This window comes from Polaromonas sp. CG_9.11, assembly GCF_015752225.1.
In the GTDB taxonomy this organism is placed as follows: Bacteria; Pseudomonadota; Gammaproteobacteria; order Burkholderiales; family Burkholderiaceae_C; genus Polaromonas.
Genome location: NZ_JADOVE010000010.1, coordinates 47493 through 62662, shown reverse-complemented (window position 1 = coordinate 62662; position 15170 = coordinate 47493). Strand labels below are relative to the sequence as shown.

14 protein-coding genes are annotated in these 15170 nt (G+C 65.6%); 10 read left to right on the top strand and 4 right to left on the bottom strand.

From position 1 onward, the window contains the following. Positions 1-17: 17 nt before the first annotated feature. The 3 genes from IWX85_RS10105 to IWX85_RS10095 all read right to left on the bottom strand — a co-directional run bounded on the left by IWX85_RS10105 (position 18) and on the right by IWX85_RS10095 (position 4245). Positions 18-320, bottom strand: coding sequence for a hypothetical protein (locus IWX85_RS10105; RefSeq protein WP_036804377.1), 303 nt, complete (start codon positions 318-320; stop codon positions 18-20). 107 nt (positions 321-427) lie between these two features. Further along, positions 428-2917: a DUF3772 domain-containing protein gene (locus IWX85_RS10100; RefSeq protein WP_196869643.1), complete on the bottom strand. Its 2490-nt coding sequence runs from the start codon at positions 2915-2917 to the stop codon at positions 428-430. Positions 2918-3009: 92 nt separating this feature from the next. Further along, positions 3010-4245, bottom strand: a complete 1236-nt coding sequence (locus IWX85_RS10095) for an MFS transporter (protein ID WP_196869642.1) — start codon at positions 4243-4245, stop codon at positions 3010-3012. 99 nt (positions 4246-4344) lie between these two features. Between IWX85_RS10095 and IWX85_RS10090 the strand changes: the two genes are divergently transcribed. Continuing rightward, entirely contained in the window at positions 4345-5187 is an 843-nt protein-coding gene (locus IWX85_RS10090) for a helix-turn-helix domain-containing protein (protein WP_036804384.1), read from the top strand. A gap of 96 nt (positions 5188-5283) precedes the next feature. Here IWX85_RS10090 and IWX85_RS10085 read toward each other — a convergent pair whose 3' ends face one another. Then, positions 5284-6711, bottom strand: coding sequence for a coniferyl aldehyde dehydrogenase (locus tag IWX85_RS10085; RefSeq protein ID WP_196869641.1), 1428 nt, complete (start codon positions 6709-6711; stop codon positions 5284-5286). Positions 6712-6801: 90 nt separating this feature from the next. On the opposite strand from IWX85_RS10085, the gene IWX85_RS10080 reads away from it, so the two are divergent. From IWX85_RS10080 to maiA, 9 genes are all read left to right on the top strand, one after another. Further along, the gene (locus IWX85_RS10080) at positions 6802-7323 is read left to right on the top strand and encodes a CreA family protein (RefSeq protein WP_231379672.1); all 522 of its coding nucleotides are present in this window, start codon (positions 6802-6804) and stop codon (positions 7321-7323) included. A gap of 116 nt (positions 7324-7439) precedes the next feature. Then, positions 7440-8426, top strand: a complete 987-nt coding sequence (locus IWX85_RS10075; protein WP_196869640.1) for a DnaJ C-terminal domain-containing protein — start codon at positions 7440-7442, stop codon at positions 8424-8426. Beyond that, positions 8423-8749, top strand: a complete 327-nt coding sequence (locus IWX85_RS10070) for a chaperone modulator CbpM (protein ID WP_196869639.1) — start codon at positions 8423-8425, stop codon at positions 8747-8749. The genes IWX85_RS10075 and IWX85_RS10070 overlap by 4 nt, the downstream gene beginning before the upstream one ends. Before the next feature lie 256 nt (positions 8750-9005). Beyond that, entirely contained in the window at positions 9006-10082 is a 1077-nt protein-coding gene (locus tag IWX85_RS10065) for a CAP domain-containing protein (RefSeq protein ID WP_196869638.1), read from the top strand. 847 nt (positions 10083-10929) lie between these two features. Then, the gene (locus IWX85_RS10060) at positions 10930-11616 is read left to right on the top strand and encodes a glycosyltransferase family 2 protein (RefSeq protein WP_036812065.1); all 687 of its coding nucleotides are present in this window, start codon (positions 10930-10932) and stop codon (positions 11614-11616) included. Beyond that, positions 11607-12656 (top strand): acyl-CoA dehydrogenase, encoded by a 1050-nt coding sequence (locus IWX85_RS10055; protein WP_196869637.1) that lies wholly within the window; start codon positions 11607-11609, stop codon positions 12654-12656. The genes IWX85_RS10060 and IWX85_RS10055 overlap by 10 nt, the downstream gene beginning before the upstream one ends. After that, positions 12644-13420, top strand: a complete 777-nt coding sequence (locus tag IWX85_RS10050; RefSeq protein ID WP_036804397.1) for a PIG-L deacetylase family protein — start codon at positions 12644-12646, stop codon at positions 13418-13420. The genes IWX85_RS10055 and IWX85_RS10050 overlap by 13 nt, the downstream gene beginning before the upstream one ends. Continuing rightward, the gene (locus tag IWX85_RS10045) at positions 13417-14049 is read left to right on the top strand and encodes an SAM-dependent methyltransferase (protein ID WP_196869636.1); all 633 of its coding nucleotides are present in this window, start codon (positions 13417-13419) and stop codon (positions 14047-14049) included. Before IWX85_RS10050 ends, IWX85_RS10045 begins: the two co-directional genes overlap by 4 nt. A 400-nt stretch (positions 14050-14449) precedes the next feature. Next, on the top strand, positions 14450-15118 hold the full coding sequence (maiA, locus tag IWX85_RS10040; protein ID WP_196869635.1) for a maleylacetoacetate isomerase: 669 nt from the start codon (positions 14450-14452) through the stop codon (positions 15116-15118). The last annotated feature ends 52 nt before the right edge of the window (positions 15119-15170 follow it).

Below are 15170 nucleotides of genomic sequence, written 5' to 3'. Positions count from 1 at the left end.
ACGCGGCGGCGCCCGGCTTATTCCGGCGTGGTCGGGTCGGCGTCGGCGCCGCCGCTTTCCAGCGCCTGGCGGGCCAGTTCCTCGTCGCTCAGCGGTGGCGCATCTTCCAGCGCGGCGAGTTCTTCAAGCAGCGCGTCATCGGGCGGCTCGTGACCAAGCAGGACTTCCTCGATGCGCTGCGTGTAGGTTTCGGCATGAAGCGCCTCGGGTCCGCTGGTGGCGGGCGGGAATTTGTCACCGAGGTCGGCCATGACAGCGTCTGATTTTTCTTCCACCCAGCGGACAAAGTCGTTGGCGGGAGGGGTCTGGGATGCGGTCATTGAAGTCTCCTGAAGTTAAGCCATCGTAGCAGCCGTGCGCTCGCAAATAGCCACCACAGGCCAATGTACGCCGGCATTCCGGCCAGCGCAACAGGAAGCGCACCAGTCTAGGCCAGCGCTGGCGGCAGCAACGGCTCCAGCGCCCTCTCCTGCGCCTCGCGCAGCACCAGCCCGGCCGGCTTGACCAGCGAAATGTCAGCCTCGCGCAGCCGCCGGAGCACGTCGAACAGCAAGGCGCTGCGAACGCCGTAGGCCATGCGCGGGGAGTTGACGAAGGCGGTCGCGTTGAACACCATGCCGGCGCTGTCAATGGCGTCGAGCTGCACGCTCGGCTCGGGCGTCTTCAGCACGTCGGCATGCGCGTCGAACAGTTCCAGGATCAGGCTGCGGACCTGGTCGGCGTCGGCATCCAGCGGCACCGGCAGCAGGATCTTGACCAGCCCGAGCGGATTGGCGTGGGTGACGTTGCGCACCGTCTTGGTGATGAACTCCGAATTCGGAACGATCACCGTCGAACGGTCGCCCATCTGGATTTCCGTCGCCCGCACGTTGATGCGCCGGATGTCGCCCTCGATGCCGCCCAGCGACACCCAGTCGCCAACCTTGACCGGCTTTTCGGCCAGCATGATGATGCCCGACACAAAGTTCTGCACCACTGCCTGCAGGCCAAAACCGATGCCCACCGACAAGGCGCTGGCCACCCACGCAATCCGCTCCAGCCCGATGCCGATGGCCGCCAGGCCCAGCGACAGCGCCAGCAGGTTACCGGCATAGGCGAACAGCGTGGACGTCCAGACCTGCATGCCGGCATCGAGCGACGTCGTCGGAAGGAAATCCTCCTTCAACCAGCGCCTGACGATGCGCACCACGACCAGGCACATGATGATGACCAGCGCGGCCTGCAGCACCGCCACCGGCAGGATCTGGAATTCGCCAATCGAAATCCCCTGGTGCAGCTTGTCGGCGCGTTCGAACAGTTCAGACGGCCCCTCGCCGAACGGCGCCAGCAGCAGCATCAGCGCCAGCGCCACCACCAGCAGCCGGCCCATCCCCGACAGCAGCACGGCGGCCTGCGCCCGCACCTTGAGGAATCGGGACCCCGGCATGTCGGACGCCGCAGCGGCATCCACCGTCGCGCTGGCGTCGCTGGCCGCACTGGCCGGGCTGGTTTTCGGTCCCAGCAGCGCCATGAAGCCATCGTCGATCAGCACCGCCAGCAGGTAGGCCGATCCCAGCACTGCGGCCATCCAGGCCATCTGGTGCACCACGAAGCTGCCCAGCGCCACGTAGCCGAGCAGCAGCGCCATCAAGCTGCCAGCCACGCCCAGCCAGGCCAGGCCGAGCATCGTGGTCAGCCACAGCGGACTTGCCGGCCAGCTCGCGGCCGACTCGGGCTCGTGCAGGGCGCGGCGACGCGCCACGTCGTTGAGCAGCAGGCCCAGGCCCATGGCCAGGCCCATGGCCAGCGCGACGATGCAGTCGGCCGCCACCGTGGTCACCAGGCTGGCATTGATCTGCGCGGTCAGTTGCATCAGTGCCCAGGTCAGTACCATCAGCAGCGCCAACACCGCCGGCAGCCAGCGAAGTTTCAACGCCACCACATCGGGCAGCGGCAGAAGCCGCCATGAAGGCCGGGCAGGCAGCAGCAGCGCATGGCCCATGCCAACGACGTAACCGCCAAAGCAGATCACGCCAGCCAGCCGCCCCATGATGGGCGCCAGCGACTCGGGCAGCGGAGCGACCCAGACCAGCCCCAGGTAGACCGCCTCGGCCATCAGGCCGGCCGTGGCGGTGGGCAACAGCACCCGTGTCCAGGCGTGCAGCGACCGGCGCAGCCGGCCTGGCGGTACGCGCGTGGTCGTCAGGCGCAAGAGTACCCGGCCGACCCAGATGTGCAGGCCCAGCAGCACCAGCAGCACCAGGCCCACACTGACCCAGACCGCCGTGCCGCTGGCCCGCGCGGCGGCCGCCAGCGCGTCGGCCTGGCGGCGGGCGCGCAGCAGGTCGCCGGGAATGTCCATGCGCAACTCGGCCCAGAACAGGCTGCTCAGGATCGACGAGGTGCGCTCACCCAGCCGGGCCTGGAATTCGGAGCGCCGCAGCGCCGAAATTTCACCGGCCGTCTGCTCGCTTTCCACCGACAGCAGTTTGGCCCGCTTGAACTGGGCGTCGAGTTCGGCGCGCACCTTGTTCAGCTGAGTGCGCAAGACCACCACATCGGGTGCCTCGGCCTGCCCGGGCGTGACCGGCCCGAGTTCGGCCAGCCGCGCCTGGACGCTCGCCAGCTGTGGCTCCAGCAGCGCGGCTGCCGCATCGGCCTGGGTGCCGGCGGCAAGCACCCCGGCGCGCAGCGGCAGCAGATCGGCGGCGTCTTTCGGCGGGCTGTCGAGGATTTTTCGCGCCCTGTCGATCTGGGCGCGCGCAGCATCCAGCGATGCATCGAGGTTGTCCGGCTGCGCCTGGGCACTTGGCGCGGCCAGCACCAGCAGCAGGCTGACGGCCAGCAGGCGAAGCCAGACGGCAAGGCCGGGCAATCCGCGAAAGGCACCGGCCCGGCGGGAAAAAAAATCGGAAGGGCGTGGCAGGACAAGGCGCATCAGAAAGCAGCAACGCTGGCGCGCGGCAGGCGGGAGTTCAAGGGGACCGCCATCATAGATGGCTGATGCCGACGGTCCCAGCCAGCACTGTTTCAGGCGGCGACCAGCGCGGTGCGGCGCACCCGGCGCACGTTGAAGGCGCTGGCAATCAGCACACCCTGCGTGAGCGCCAGCCCCAGCAGCACGCCGCGGTACTGCCCGTGGTCCATCATCACGCCAAAGACCAGCGGCGCCACCGCCTGACCGATGTCCAGCCCCGCATAGACCACGCCGTAGACACGCCCGGTCGCGTTTTCAGGCGTCGAGCGTTTGACCAGCAGGTCGCGCGACGGCCCGGCCATGCCCGAGGCAAAACCCATCACGCCGAACAGCACCGGCACCACGCCAGGCGACAGGCTGCCCAGGGCCAGGACCAGCGCAACGGCCGCCGCCAGGCCATAGCCAATGCCAACGATGCGCTCGCAGCGCGTTGGATCGGCCGCCAGAAAACCGCCCAGCACCATGCCGCCGGCCGCGCACACCATGTACACCGTCAGGCAGACGGCCACCAGCGTCAGCGGCATGCCGTGCAGCTGGCGAGCCGCTTCCGGGGCAAAGGCCTGCACCACGCTGAGCACGATCGCATTCCAGAAGAAAAAGGCAAAGCACATCCAGACGGCAGGAATCTTCAGGAAGTCCAGGTTGCCGCCCGTCGCTCTGGGACCGGCGGCCGGCACAGCCGGCTGGAGCGCCAGTTTGTCGCGCTGGAGCAGCAACAGCATCAGCACGGCCAACACGAGCACCCCGGCCGCAGCCAGTGCAATGCGCCAGGAAAAGGCAAACGTCAGGGACACCACCAGCGCCGGCGCCAGCGCCCAGCCCAGGCTGCCGGTGATGCCGTGCACGCTGTAGGCATGGCCCAGGCGCGCGGCGCTGACCTTGCGGTTCAGCAACGTGTAGTCTGCCGGATGAAACACGCCGTTCCCGATGCCGCCGACCACCGCAAAACCGGCCAGCATCGCGTAGCTGGTGCTGATGGAATAGCCCAGTGCCGCAAAACCCAGCAGCGCCAGACCGCCAAACAGGATCGGACGCGGACCGAAGCGGTCCACGACGAAGCCCGACAGCGCCTGCACCGCACACGACACGACGAAGAAAATCGTCATCAGGAAACCGAGCTGCGCATAACTGACGTCGAACGCCTCCTTGAGCCAGGGAAACAGCGGCGCCAGCAGCAACTGGCTGAAGTGGCTGGTCATATGGCCCAGCCCGACCAGGCCGATCACGCCGGCGTCGCTGCGCAAGGAAGAAGCGCCAGCGGGCGGATGAAGGGTGCTTGAAGTGCGCATGGCCTTATCGTAATATTGGCCCTGGAAATCTGAAATGCGACAAATCGTCATGTTTCATCGAATACCGGACAACCGTGCCCCACCCCCAGCTTCATTCCCATGCACCGCAACAGCCGACTCCTGCCCGTTCCCGTCGGCGACACCGGCCTGTTCACGCCCAGCCCCGGGCTGCCGGTGCGGGTCCGCTCGCGTTCCATGCCGGCCGACGCGCATTTCGAGCCCCATGCCCATCCATGGGCGCAGCTGGCCTATTGCGCCAGCGGCGTGATGCAGGTCACGGCCGCGCAGAACCGGCCCGAGCACGACCGGGCAGAGGAAATCACCTACATCGTCCCGCCCTCGCGGGCGGTCTGGATCGCGCCGGGTGCCCACCACCACGTCACGGTGCTTGAAGCGGCCGAGCTGCGCACGCTCTACCTCGACGCCAGCGTCACGCCGGCGGGCTGGCAGGGTTGCCGCGTGCTGGTGGTGTCGCCGTTGCTGCGCGAGCTGGTGCATGCGCTCGACGGCGGCGCCAGGCAGCCCCCGCTGGGGGCGCGGGCGCAATGGCTGAGTGCGCTGGTACTCGATGAAATTGCCCAGGCCGACACCCAGGCGCTGGGCGTTCCCATGCCGCACCCCGACACCGGCGACAAGCGGCTGCGCGCGCTGTGCCAGGCCGTGCTGCGTGCGCCGTCCAAGCGCGCCACGCTGGCCGGCTGGGCAGCCGACGTGGGCGCCAGCGAACGCACGGTAGCACGGCTGTTTCGCGAGCAGCTCGGGCTGGGCTACCAGCAGTGGCGCCAGCAGGCCATCTTGGCGCATGCGCTGCCGATGCTGGCTCGCGGCGAGCCGGTGGGCAATGTCGCCGCCGCCAGCGGCTACGCCAGCGAAAGTGCTTTTTCGGCGATGTTCAAGGCCGCCATGGGCCAGACGCCCAGCCAGTTCCACGAAAAAAGCTGATCGTTGTTGTGCTGAAATGCTCTTTAATTGATAGCTGTTCACCCAAGCGGGTAGTGCGCAAAAGTCTGATTTAATTGAATTTTTTAAGCCAGACCGTCAAATGATCCGCTTGAGCAGCCCCATGACCTGGTCGAAGCGCCGGCCATACGGCGGATAAAACAGGTCGCTGCGCGCCCATTTCGACTGCACCAGCACCGGCTTTTGGTGTGTCAGCCGCAGGAAGCCGGCTTCCCCGTGGTACGCGCCCCAGCCGCTTTCGCCCACGCCGCCGAAAGGCAGGTGGGGGTGGGCAATGTGCATCAGCGTGTCGTTGACCGTGACGCCGCCGCTCACCGTGCGTGCCAGCACCTTGTGGCGCGCCGCGGCGTCGGTGCCGAACCAGTACAGCGCCAGCGGCCGGGGCCGGGCATTGACATGGGCAATCGCCTCGTCCAGCGATTCGTAGGCCAGCACTGGCAGGATCGGGCCGAAGATTTCCTCGTTCAGCAGCCGCGAGTCGGGCGCCGGGTGAAACACCAGCGCCGGCGGCATCTGGCGTGACTCGCTGGCGGCGGCATTGCCAGGGCCAGGGTTGACCACCTGCACCCGCGCGCTGTCATTGCGAGCCTCGTCGAGCAGCGCCTGCAGGCGTTCATGCTGGCGCGGATTGATAACGGCGGCGTAATCGGGGTTGCCTTCGATGCGCGGGAACAGCGTGGCCACGGCCCGCTCGAAGGACCGCGCAAAATCCGTCTCCTGTCCCTTGGGCAGCAGCACATAGTCGGGCGCGATGCAGGTCTGGCCGGCATTGAGCAGCTTGCCGTGGGCGATCTTCAACGCCGCCTGGTCCAGGTCACACGACGCGTCAATGATGCACGGCGACTTGCCGCCCAGTTCCAGCGTGGTCGGCGTCAAATTGGCGGCCGCCGCCGCAGCCACCTTGCGGCCCACTGCGGTCGAACCGGTGAAAAACAGGTGGTCGAACGGCAGGCCGGCGAAGGCGGCCGCCACGTCGCCGTTGCCCTGCACCACGCACAGCTCGTCGGGCGCAAAGCGCCGGGCAATCAGTTCGGCCAGCAGCGCAGAGGTCTGGGGCGTCAGCTCGCTGGGCTTGAGCATCACCCGGTTGCCCGCCGCCAGCGCGGTGATGACCGGGCCAAGCGCCAGTTGCACGGGATAGTTCCACGGCGAAATCACGCCGACCACGCCCAGTGGCTGGCGCTGCAGGAAAGCCCGGGCAGGCTGGAGGTACAGCGGCGTGCGCACCCTGACCGGCTTCATCCAGCGGGCGAGGTTTTTTAACGCACCGGCCAGCAGCGTGCGCAGCACGAGCAGGTCGGCAATCTCGGTCAGCTGCGGTGAGCGAACGCCAAAGTCGGCCTGCACCGCAAGGGCCAGCGCCGCGCCATTCTGCTCCAGCAGCGCGCGGATTTTCAGCAGCCGCTCGCGACGCAGCGCCAGTGGCACTTCGGCCTGTAAACGGCTGGCGCGGTGCTGGGCTTCGAACAGGGAATGAAGACTTGACGGTGGCGAGCTGGAAATCATCCGCCCATGATAGGGGCGGCCCTCTTTGTACATTAGAGGTCTGGCTTCGGCGCCAAAACATGTTCGGCGCTTTTTCAAGGACTTTCCTCAATGCACATTTCCATCACTTCCCCATTGCCCCCCGTTCCCCGCCACTGGCGCCGCGCCGCCCTGGCCGCCGCCCTGGTCCTGAGCGGCTGCGGCCTGTCCAGCGCCGAGGAAATCGGCGCAGTCGATACCGTCTTCAAGTTCATCGGCCCCGACCACAAGATCGTCGTCGATGCCTACGATGACCCCAAGGTCAGCGGCGTGACCTGCTACGTGTCGCGCGCCAAGACCGGCGGCATCAAGGGCGCATTCGGCCTGGCCGAGGACAAGTCCGATGCGTCGATTGCCTGCCGCCAGACCGGTGTCATCAGCTTTGCCGATGGCAAGCCGCTCGACAAGAAAGAAGAAATGTTCAGCGAGCGCATTTCGCTGGTCTTCAAGCGGCTGCGCGTGGTGCGCATGGTCGATGCCAAGCGCAACACGCTGGTCTACCTGACCTACTCGGACCGGCTGATCGAGGGCTCGCCTCAAAACAGCGTGACCGCCGTTCCGGTGCCGGCTGCAACGCCGATTCCGGTGAAATAGCCGAACAAGCCGATGACCTACACAGCGGCACGAAGCAGGACAGCGAAACCGGCGCGATTTTGCGCTAAGGTGCTGGCTGGCCCGACATGGGTCGCTTCTGCACGGGGAAGGCTTTCATGGAATTCAAGGATTACTACACCGTCATGGGCCTGGCCCGCGATGCCACGCCGGACGATATCAAGCGCGCCTACCGCAAGCTGTCGCGCCAATACCATCCCGATGTCAGCAAGGAAAAAGACGCAGAGGCGCGCTTCAAGCAGCTCGGCGAGGCCTATGAAGTGCTGAAAGACCCGGAAAAGCGCACCGCCTACGACCAGCTGGGCCAGCACTGGAAGGAAGGCCAGGACTTCCGTCCGCCGCCTGGCTGGAACGCCGGCGCCGAACATGCCGGCCGCAGCGCACCACGCGATGTCCCGGGCGAAGGCGGCGGCGACTACAGCGACTTTTTCGAGTCACTGTTCCGCCAGGGGTTTTCCACCGGCGGAAGTACCCGCGCGGGCGCCAGCGGCCAAGGGACCCGCTTCAGCGCCGCCGGCGAAGACCGTCATGCCAAGATCCTCATCGACCTGGAAGACGCCTACAGCGGCGTCACCCGCACCATCAACCTGCGCGTGCCTGAAATGGACGACCAGGGCCATGTCGTCCCGCGTGAGCACCAGATCAGCTTCAGCGTTCCCAAGGGGATCCGTGCCGGACAGCACATCCGCCTGGCCGGCCAGGGCGCGTCCGGCGTGGGTGGCGGCAGTGCGGGCGACCTGTACCTTGACGTGGAATTCAACCCGCACCCGCTCTACCGGGTAGAGCAGCGCGATGTTTACCTGGACCTGCCCGTGGCCCCCTGGGAAGCCGCGCTGGGCGCTGAAGTTGAGGCACCCACGCCCACCGGACGTGTCGAGGTCACGGTGCCGCCCGGCTCTGCGGCCGGGCGCAAGCTGCGCCTCAAGGGACGCGGCCTGCCTGGCAGCACGCCGGGCGACTTTTACTTCGTGCTGCAAATTTCCATGCCGGCCGCAGACAGCGACACTGGCAAAACGTTCTACGAAGGCATGGCCACACAGTTCGCTTCCTTCAAACCCAGAGCCAAACTGGAAGGCCAGCCATGACCCCCCACTTCCAACTTGTACACCTCACCGGACTGATCCTCGAAGACCAGAGCGAACTGCGCCTGGACGATTTGTGCCGCGCCTGCACCGCGCAGGCCGAGCGCATTGTCGAACTCGTGGACGAGGGCCTGCTGACGCCCGCCGGCACTGCGCCCGGGGAATGGCGCTTTACCGGCGTGCATCTGCACCGCGCCCGCGTGGCGCTGCGGCTTGAAAGAGACCTGGGTGTGAACCTGGCCGGCGCCGCGCTGGCGCTGGAACTGCTGGATGAGCTGGAGGTGCTGCGCGCCCGGGTGTTACGGCTCGAAGCCAGCGGCCGCTGATCGGCTGCCTTCCCTTCACGGGGGAAACACCTGTCGTACATCGTGGACACCCTGAAATCAATGGGCCCAGCGCGATGTGGCATTACGCTTTTCATATCAAGAAGTACGCTGCTGCCTGCCTGGTGTCCAGTTGCCGCTATTGAATCCGTAGCGGCAGGCGACAAACGCTTACAGTGCGGGGACTGGTTCACGTTTATCGTGGCGGATTGCTGGCGCTAATGCCTGCTGTTGGCCGTTTTTCACATATCCGGATTTTATGACCCTTCATTTTTTTAATCCCGGACTGCCACGCATAGCTACACCTGCCCGGCTCGCGCCGATGCTTGCGCTGGCGGCGCTGCTGTCAGCTTGCGGCGGCGGAAGCGAGGGCGTTGGGGGCTTGCAGCCAGCCGGCGCGCAAGCTCCGTCACCCAATCCATCCATCATGACCACGGCGTCCACGCCGCCCACCAATTCGACGATCAGCGAGGAGTTGGCGGCTTACCAGTTCCTCAATGCCGAACGCGGGCGCTGCGGTTTCGGGCTGCTGGCGGCCAATGCACCCCTGGATGCAGCGGCCCGGGCGCATGCCGACTACCTGATTGTCAACAGCCTGAATTCGCACCTGGAAGACGCCACCCTATTTCCGGAAGGCTTTACCGGCACCGACCCGGCCGCGCGCGTACGGGCGCAGGGCTATGCAGACCTGGGCGGCGTGACCGACGAATTTGCTTTTTTCACTTCAAGCAACGCAGCGCTGCCCAAAACCGGCATCGGTGTGCTTGGCATTCGCGGGCTTCTGAATGCGCCCTACCACCTGAACGGGCTGATGAGCGGCTACCGCGATGTCGGCGTGGCGGTGCGCTCCCGTGAAGACACAGGCAAGGGCCAACCCGGCGTTTTTGTACAGGTTAATGCGGCCTACACCGCCAGCGCCGGCCCGCAACGACTGGGCAGCAGCGACGCGCTGACCTATCCCTGCGAAGGCACGGCCAACGTCAACCCGCAGCTGAGCAACGAAACGCCCAATCCGGTGCCGGGCCGCGACCTGCGAACGGCGCCGCTGGGCTCGACTGTCTACATTGCGGTGCGCGAAGGCAACCGGCTGGCCATCACGCGCGCGGCCATGACCCGGGCCGCCACCGGCGAGTCCGTGGCACTGCGCACGCCGGTCACCTCGGCCAACGACCCCCACGGGCCGTGCCTGACTGGCTGCTTCGGGCCGCACCAGGCCTATGTTGTGCCGGACGCGCCCTTGCTGCCCGACACCGCCTATACCGTGATGCTCGGCGGTACCAACAACGGCACGGCCTTCAGCCGCAGTTTCACCTTCTCGACTGGCAGCGGCGGCTGAACTGGGCGGCTCAAGCACCTGGCAGACATTGCCAGGACAGTTTTACCAATAAAAAATGCCGCTTCGGCACGACTGGCGGGCGCCAGACGCTATCAAAACAAAATAACCAGCCCCTGGCATGCCCCGCTTTCAAGCCCGTTGAGTCTTGCCCAAACGAAAGACGCCGGACTCCAGGAACTGGTCCACATCCGCACTGAGGACGCGCTCGGGTAAAAATTGTCCTTCGAACACCAGTTTGGACAGCAAGGATTTTCAATCCGCTACTGGCCTACGTGCTGGCGCGGACTGTTGCCACTTCTGAACTCCCCCCTGGCATCGTTACCCCGCTATAGGGCGCACCCCTGTTTGTCGTGCTGCCCATGCGCCGCGAACGCGCCTGAATATCAATCTTCATGCACCAGGCCGCTCCTCTCATGGCGCTCGGCGGGCTTGGCACCGACCAACCCGATGCAAAAACTGCGAATTTGCAAAACCAAACATGGGCATACAGGCAGGCGGAACTGTCATCAGGCCCTTGGCAAGCTGCCGGCACAACCGCCCTGACCTCAGCGGCATGGACTACTCCGGTTACCCAAAACCTGCAGCTCCTGGGTTATTGGCGCTGACCAACTGATACGGCGGACTCTTACTTGCAGACCCAAACCGATGCATTAGCTTTAGGGGCATCTTCTTGCGTTTTCTTGAATTGGTTCAGCTGAATTTTTTACCTTGATACTTCGATGACCTATCTTCAATCGCCCGCCTCGGGCTCCGCCGCAAAGCTGCCGCATCCGGCAAAACGGATGCATCCGTTTCATGACTTTTCACTGTTTTCCCGCAGCGCCACGCCTGATCGTGCATGCCCGCCATGCTGGGCATAGTCATACCGGTGCACAACGAAGAGGCCTGGCTTGCCAGCTGCTTGCAGGCTGTTGTCAAGGCTGCGGCTTCGCCCAAACTGCACCGTGAGACAGTGCATACCTTGGTCGTACTGGACAGTTGCACCGATGGCAGCGCGTGCATCGCAGCCAGTTTTGGCATTCCAACCCTCCAGGTGCAGGCGCGCAATGTCGGCATTGCCCGTGCGACCGGTGCCCAACGCTGCCTTGAGATGGGCGTGCGCTGGCTGGCCTTTACCGATGCTGACACGCTGGTTTCGCCCGACTGGCTGGCCGAGCAGCTCGACCAGCGCAGCGACGCGGTTTGCGGTACGGTGGCCGTCAACGACTGGAGCGGTCATGCGCCACATCTGGCGCTGCGTTTCAAGGCCAGCTACAACGACGCGCATGGTCACCGGCATATTCACGGTGCCAACCTGGGCGTCAGCGCCCAGGCTTACCGCGACGCTGGCGGATTCCCGCCGCTGGCCTGCAGCGAAGACGTGGCGCTGGTGCAGGCGCTGCAGGCGCGCGGCGCTTCAATCGCCTGGTCGGCCGCGCCGCGCGTGGTGACCAGCGCCCGCAAGAATTTCCGCGCCGCTGGCGGCTTTGGCGCTACCTTGCTCCAGGGGTTTCCCGAAGCCGGCCTGGCCGGCGAGGCGGCTGCATGCGCCTAGTCAACAGCCCCGACTGCGCGCCTGCCCTCAACGAGGGGGTTCCAGTACCGTTTCATGAGCAAGAGGTTGCCCGCAAGCTGCACGAAATCATCCATACCGGCCTGGCCGATCTGCCTGCGCCAGGCAGCGGCCGAACACTCGAGCGCTGGCAGGCGCTGGCGCAGGTGGCGGCGCAGGACTTGTCGCTGGCCAAGCTGTTTGAGGGCCACACCGATGCGCTGGCCATCAGGCGCGAGTTGAATGCGCCCCCCGCGCCGCCCGGCTCTAGCTGGGGCATGTGGGCCGCCGAGGCGCCCGATGCCAAGGTGGTTTTCCATCCTAATGAAGGCGTCGATGGCGGGCACAGCGTGTGGCTTGATGGCCGGAAGGCCTGGTGCTCGGGGGCCAGATCGGTGTCGCACGGGCTGCTCACGGTCTGGCGCAACGACGGTACCGGACCATTTTTGGCCAGTGTGGCCATGCACCAGCCCGGCGTGCAGTTGCTCAACGAAGCCTGGCCGGCCATCGGCATGGCCGCCAGCGCGAGCATCGATGTGGTTTTCTCCTCCGCCCGGGCGCAACTGGTCGGCCAGGCCGGCGCCTACCTGGCCCGGCCCGGCTTCTGGCACGGTGGCGCAGGCATTGCAGCCTGCTGGCTGGGCGGTGCGCAGGCACTGGCGTACGCGCTGTGGCAGGCCGCGGCCCAGGACGGCCCAGGCGAGCGCCTTCTTTTGCGCCAGATCGCCTTGGGCAAAGTTGACCTGGCGTTGCAGCACACCACGGCGCTGCTGCGTGAGACAGCGGCCTGGATCGACGCACAGCCCACGGCCGACGCCAGCGTTCTGGCCCTGAGGGTACGCCTGAGCGCCGAAGCCAGCGCGGACCAGGTGCTGGCCGAAACCGGCCGAGCGCTGGGTGCCGCCCCTTTTTGCAAGGACGCCAGCTTTGCGCGCATGGCATGCGACCTGCCGGTCTTTCTGCGCCAAAGCCATGCCGAACGCGATTTTGCGGCCTTGGGCAAACGTATTGCCGCGCAAGGTCCCCAGTCATGGGCGCTGTAGTGTTCGACCGGCAGATCACCGGTCAAGGCACGCTGGAGACCCAGTGGCAGGCGTGGCCCGGCCTGTGCCAGCTGCCTGTGGTTTCGCTGGACGAACTGGTGCCGCCGCCCTGCCGCGCCGTGGTGGTTGCACCGCATCCGGACGATGAAGTGATTGGTTTTGGCGGTTTGCTGGAATTGCTGGCCGCGCGCGGCAGCCCCATCCTCGTGATCGCCTTGACTGACGGCGAAGCCAGCCATTCAGGCTCGCAGCAATGGCCGCCACGCCAGCTGGCTCAAGCCCGTATCTGCGAAAGCCTGGCCGGCCTGGGCCAACTGGGCTTGCCACCGCACTGCCACAGCCGCTTGTCGCTGCCCGACGGCGCACTGAGCGACTGCAGCGAAATGCTGGCGCAGCGACTGGCCGGGTTGCTGTTGCCGGGGGACGTGGTTTTTTCAACCTGGCAGCTGGACGGCCATCCTGACCATGAAGCCGCAGGCCAGGCCACCAGCCGTGTTTGCAGCCAGCTGGGCTGCCGTCACTGGCAGGCGCCGGTATGGATGTGGCATTGGTCCCGACCCGGCGACGCGCGTGTGCCATGGTCGCTGATGCGACGGTTGGCGCTACCCGAAAACACGCTGCGCCAAAAAATCGCAGCTTTGGCCGCCCACCACACGCAACTGACGCCGCAAGACACCGGCGCGCCTGCCGTGCTGCCTGGCTTTGCCCTGGCGCGGATGCTGCGCGGCTTTGAATATTTCATGCCCGTCGGGGCTACAGCATGAACCCGGACAGAGAAGAATTCACCAGGCTGTTTCAGCAGGCGGATGATCCGTGGGGCTTCAAAACCCGCTGGTACGAAGCGCGCAAGCGCGACCTGACGTTGGCGGCCCTGCCGCGTCAGCACTATCGGCGCGGTTACGAGCCTGGCTGCGCCAATGGTGAACTGGCCGCCGCGCTGGCGCCGCGCTGCGATCAGTTGCTGGTGTCTGATGGCGTACCGGCAGCGCTCGACCGGGCGCGCCAGCGACTACATGGCTTGGCGCAAGTCCGCTTTTTGCAGGGCTGGGTGCCTGACAGCTGGCCGCCGGGTAGTTTTGATCTGATCGTGTTCAGCGAGATCGGCTTTTACCTGGATCACCCGCAACTGGCCAAACTGATTGGTCAGATAAAGCTTGCGCTTGAGGCCGATGGAACTTTGCTGGCCTGCCATTGGCGCCACCCGGTTGAAGGCTACACGTTGAACGGTGACGATGTGCACCGCGCACTGGCAGTGCAGCTGGGCTGGCCCCGGCTGGCGCGACACGAGGAAGCGGACTTTTTGCTGGAAGTATGGTCGCCCGATCCGCGCTCGGTTGCGCAACGGGAAGGGTTCGTGAACAGCCAGGCGCTCGCGCCGGGTGCAGGCTGCTGAATTGCATGGCGCGCGTTGGACAAGCGGATTGACTGCGCAGCAGTTTGCATGGCCAAGGAAGGCCAACTCCTGTGCAGTCAATGCGGCGCGCAGACGGGCAAAAGTGTTGGTACCGGTTCGGTGGGGTGCGGTGCTTTGGTTCGAAGCGCGCTTTCAACCACCGGCAAACGTTTTTTCAAATTCTTGCTCACGCATTTTTTCCAAGCCATTTGGCAGTGTTCGTGACCTCGTTCCAGTCCAAACCGCAGGCCGCGCGCCACGCCTACGCTGCAGAACGAACGCCGCATTTGTGTGCCGGAGCCAGGCTGCAGCAAAGCGAAGGCTGCGACATAATCCGGCCAGCGCCGCGTCTGGCGGGCGCTTTCGCCACAAACCACACCGTTGTTTCACAGGAACCTTCATGCTCGTTCTTCATGGTTATTGGCTCTCGCTGGCAGCCTACCGAGTGCGCGCTGCCCTCAAGCTCAAAGGCGTAGCCTTTGAGGAACGCATGCACGACCTGGCCAACGGCCATCAAAATCTTCCAGCGTTTCGGGCCCTGAACCCGGCCGGCGCCGTGCCCGCGCTCGAAGGCGGCACGCCCGAACCGTTGACACAAAGCCTGGCCATCCTGGAGTGGCTGGAAGAAAGCTACCCAAACACGCCGCTGCTGCCGCCGGATGCCGCCGGTCGGGCACGTGTGCGGGCGATGTTTTTATTGGCTGCGGCCGACACCCATCCGCTGGCCGTGCCGCGCGTACAGAAGCGTCTGGCCGTACAGTTTGGCGCTGACGCGACAGCAGGCCGGGAATGGGCGGCGCACTGGTATCGTGAAGGCTTGACTGCTTACGAAGCACTGCTGCCCGAAGGCGCCACGCGCTGCCACAACGAAACGCTGAGTTTGGCCGACCTGGCGCTGGCCAGCCACCTGATTGGCGCGGTGCGCTTTGGCGTCGATATGTTGGCGTTTGTCCGCGTGGCGGCGGTAGGCGCGTCGCTGTTCAAGCTGCCCGAGATTGAATCGTCCCACCCGCGTCATCAGGCGGGGGCAATTGCGACCTCAAGGGCAGGTCTGCAATCAGGACTTTGAAAGGCTCCCTCATGCCCGCCAAGCCGGGTCGCCAGAAAAACGGCCTCCAACT

What these genes read in the sequence shown, in the direction of transcription:
- IWX85_RS10100 (WP_196869643.1), bottom strand. Translation starts at nt 2,917, where the DNA reads ATGCGCCTTGTCCTGCCACGCCCTTCCGATTTTTTTTCCCGCCGGGCC.
- IWX85_RS10050 (WP_036804397.1), top strand. Translation starts at nt 12,644, where the DNA reads ATGGGCGCTGTAGTGTTCGACCGGCAGATCACCGGTCAAGGCACGCTG.
- IWX85_RS10080 (WP_231379672.1), top strand. Translation starts at nt 6,802, where the DNA reads ATGCACATTTCCATCACTTCCCCATTGCCCCCCGTTCCCCGCCACTGG.
- maiA (WP_196869635.1), top strand. Translation starts at nt 14,450, where the DNA reads ATGCTCGTTCTTCATGGTTATTGGCTCTCGCTGGCAGCCTACCGAGTG.
- IWX85_RS10055 (WP_196869637.1), top strand. Translation starts at nt 11,607, where the DNA reads ATGCGCCTAGTCAACAGCCCCGACTGCGCGCCTGCCCTCAACGAGGGG.
- IWX85_RS10085 (WP_196869641.1), bottom strand. Translation starts at nt 6,711, where the DNA reads ATGATTTCCAGCTCGCCACCGTCAAGTCTTCATTCCCTGTTCGAAGCC.
- IWX85_RS10090 (WP_036804384.1), top strand. Translation starts at nt 4,345, where the DNA reads ATGCACCGCAACAGCCGACTCCTGCCCGTTCCCGTCGGCGACACCGGC.
- IWX85_RS10070 (WP_196869639.1), top strand. Translation starts at nt 8,423, where the DNA reads ATGACCCCCCACTTCCAACTTGTACACCTCACCGGACTGATCCTCGAA.
- IWX85_RS10065 (WP_196869638.1), top strand. Translation starts at nt 9,006, where the DNA reads ATGACCCTTCATTTTTTTAATCCCGGACTGCCACGCATAGCTACACCT.
- IWX85_RS10045 (WP_196869636.1), top strand. Translation starts at nt 13,417, where the DNA reads ATGAACCCGGACAGAGAAGAATTCACCAGGCTGTTTCAGCAGGCGGAT.
- IWX85_RS10095 (WP_196869642.1), bottom strand. Translation starts at nt 4,245, where the DNA reads ATGCGCACTTCAAGCACCCTTCATCCGCCCGCTGGCGCTTCTTCCTTG.
- IWX85_RS10105 (WP_036804377.1), bottom strand. Translation starts at nt 320, where the DNA reads ATGACCGCATCCCAGACCCCTCCCGCCAACGACTTTGTCCGCTGGGTG.
- IWX85_RS10075 (WP_196869640.1), top strand. Translation starts at nt 7,440, where the DNA reads ATGGAATTCAAGGATTACTACACCGTCATGGGCCTGGCCCGCGATGCC.
- IWX85_RS10060 (WP_036812065.1), top strand. Translation starts at nt 10,930, where the DNA reads ATGCTGGGCATAGTCATACCGGTGCACAACGAAGAGGCCTGGCTTGCC.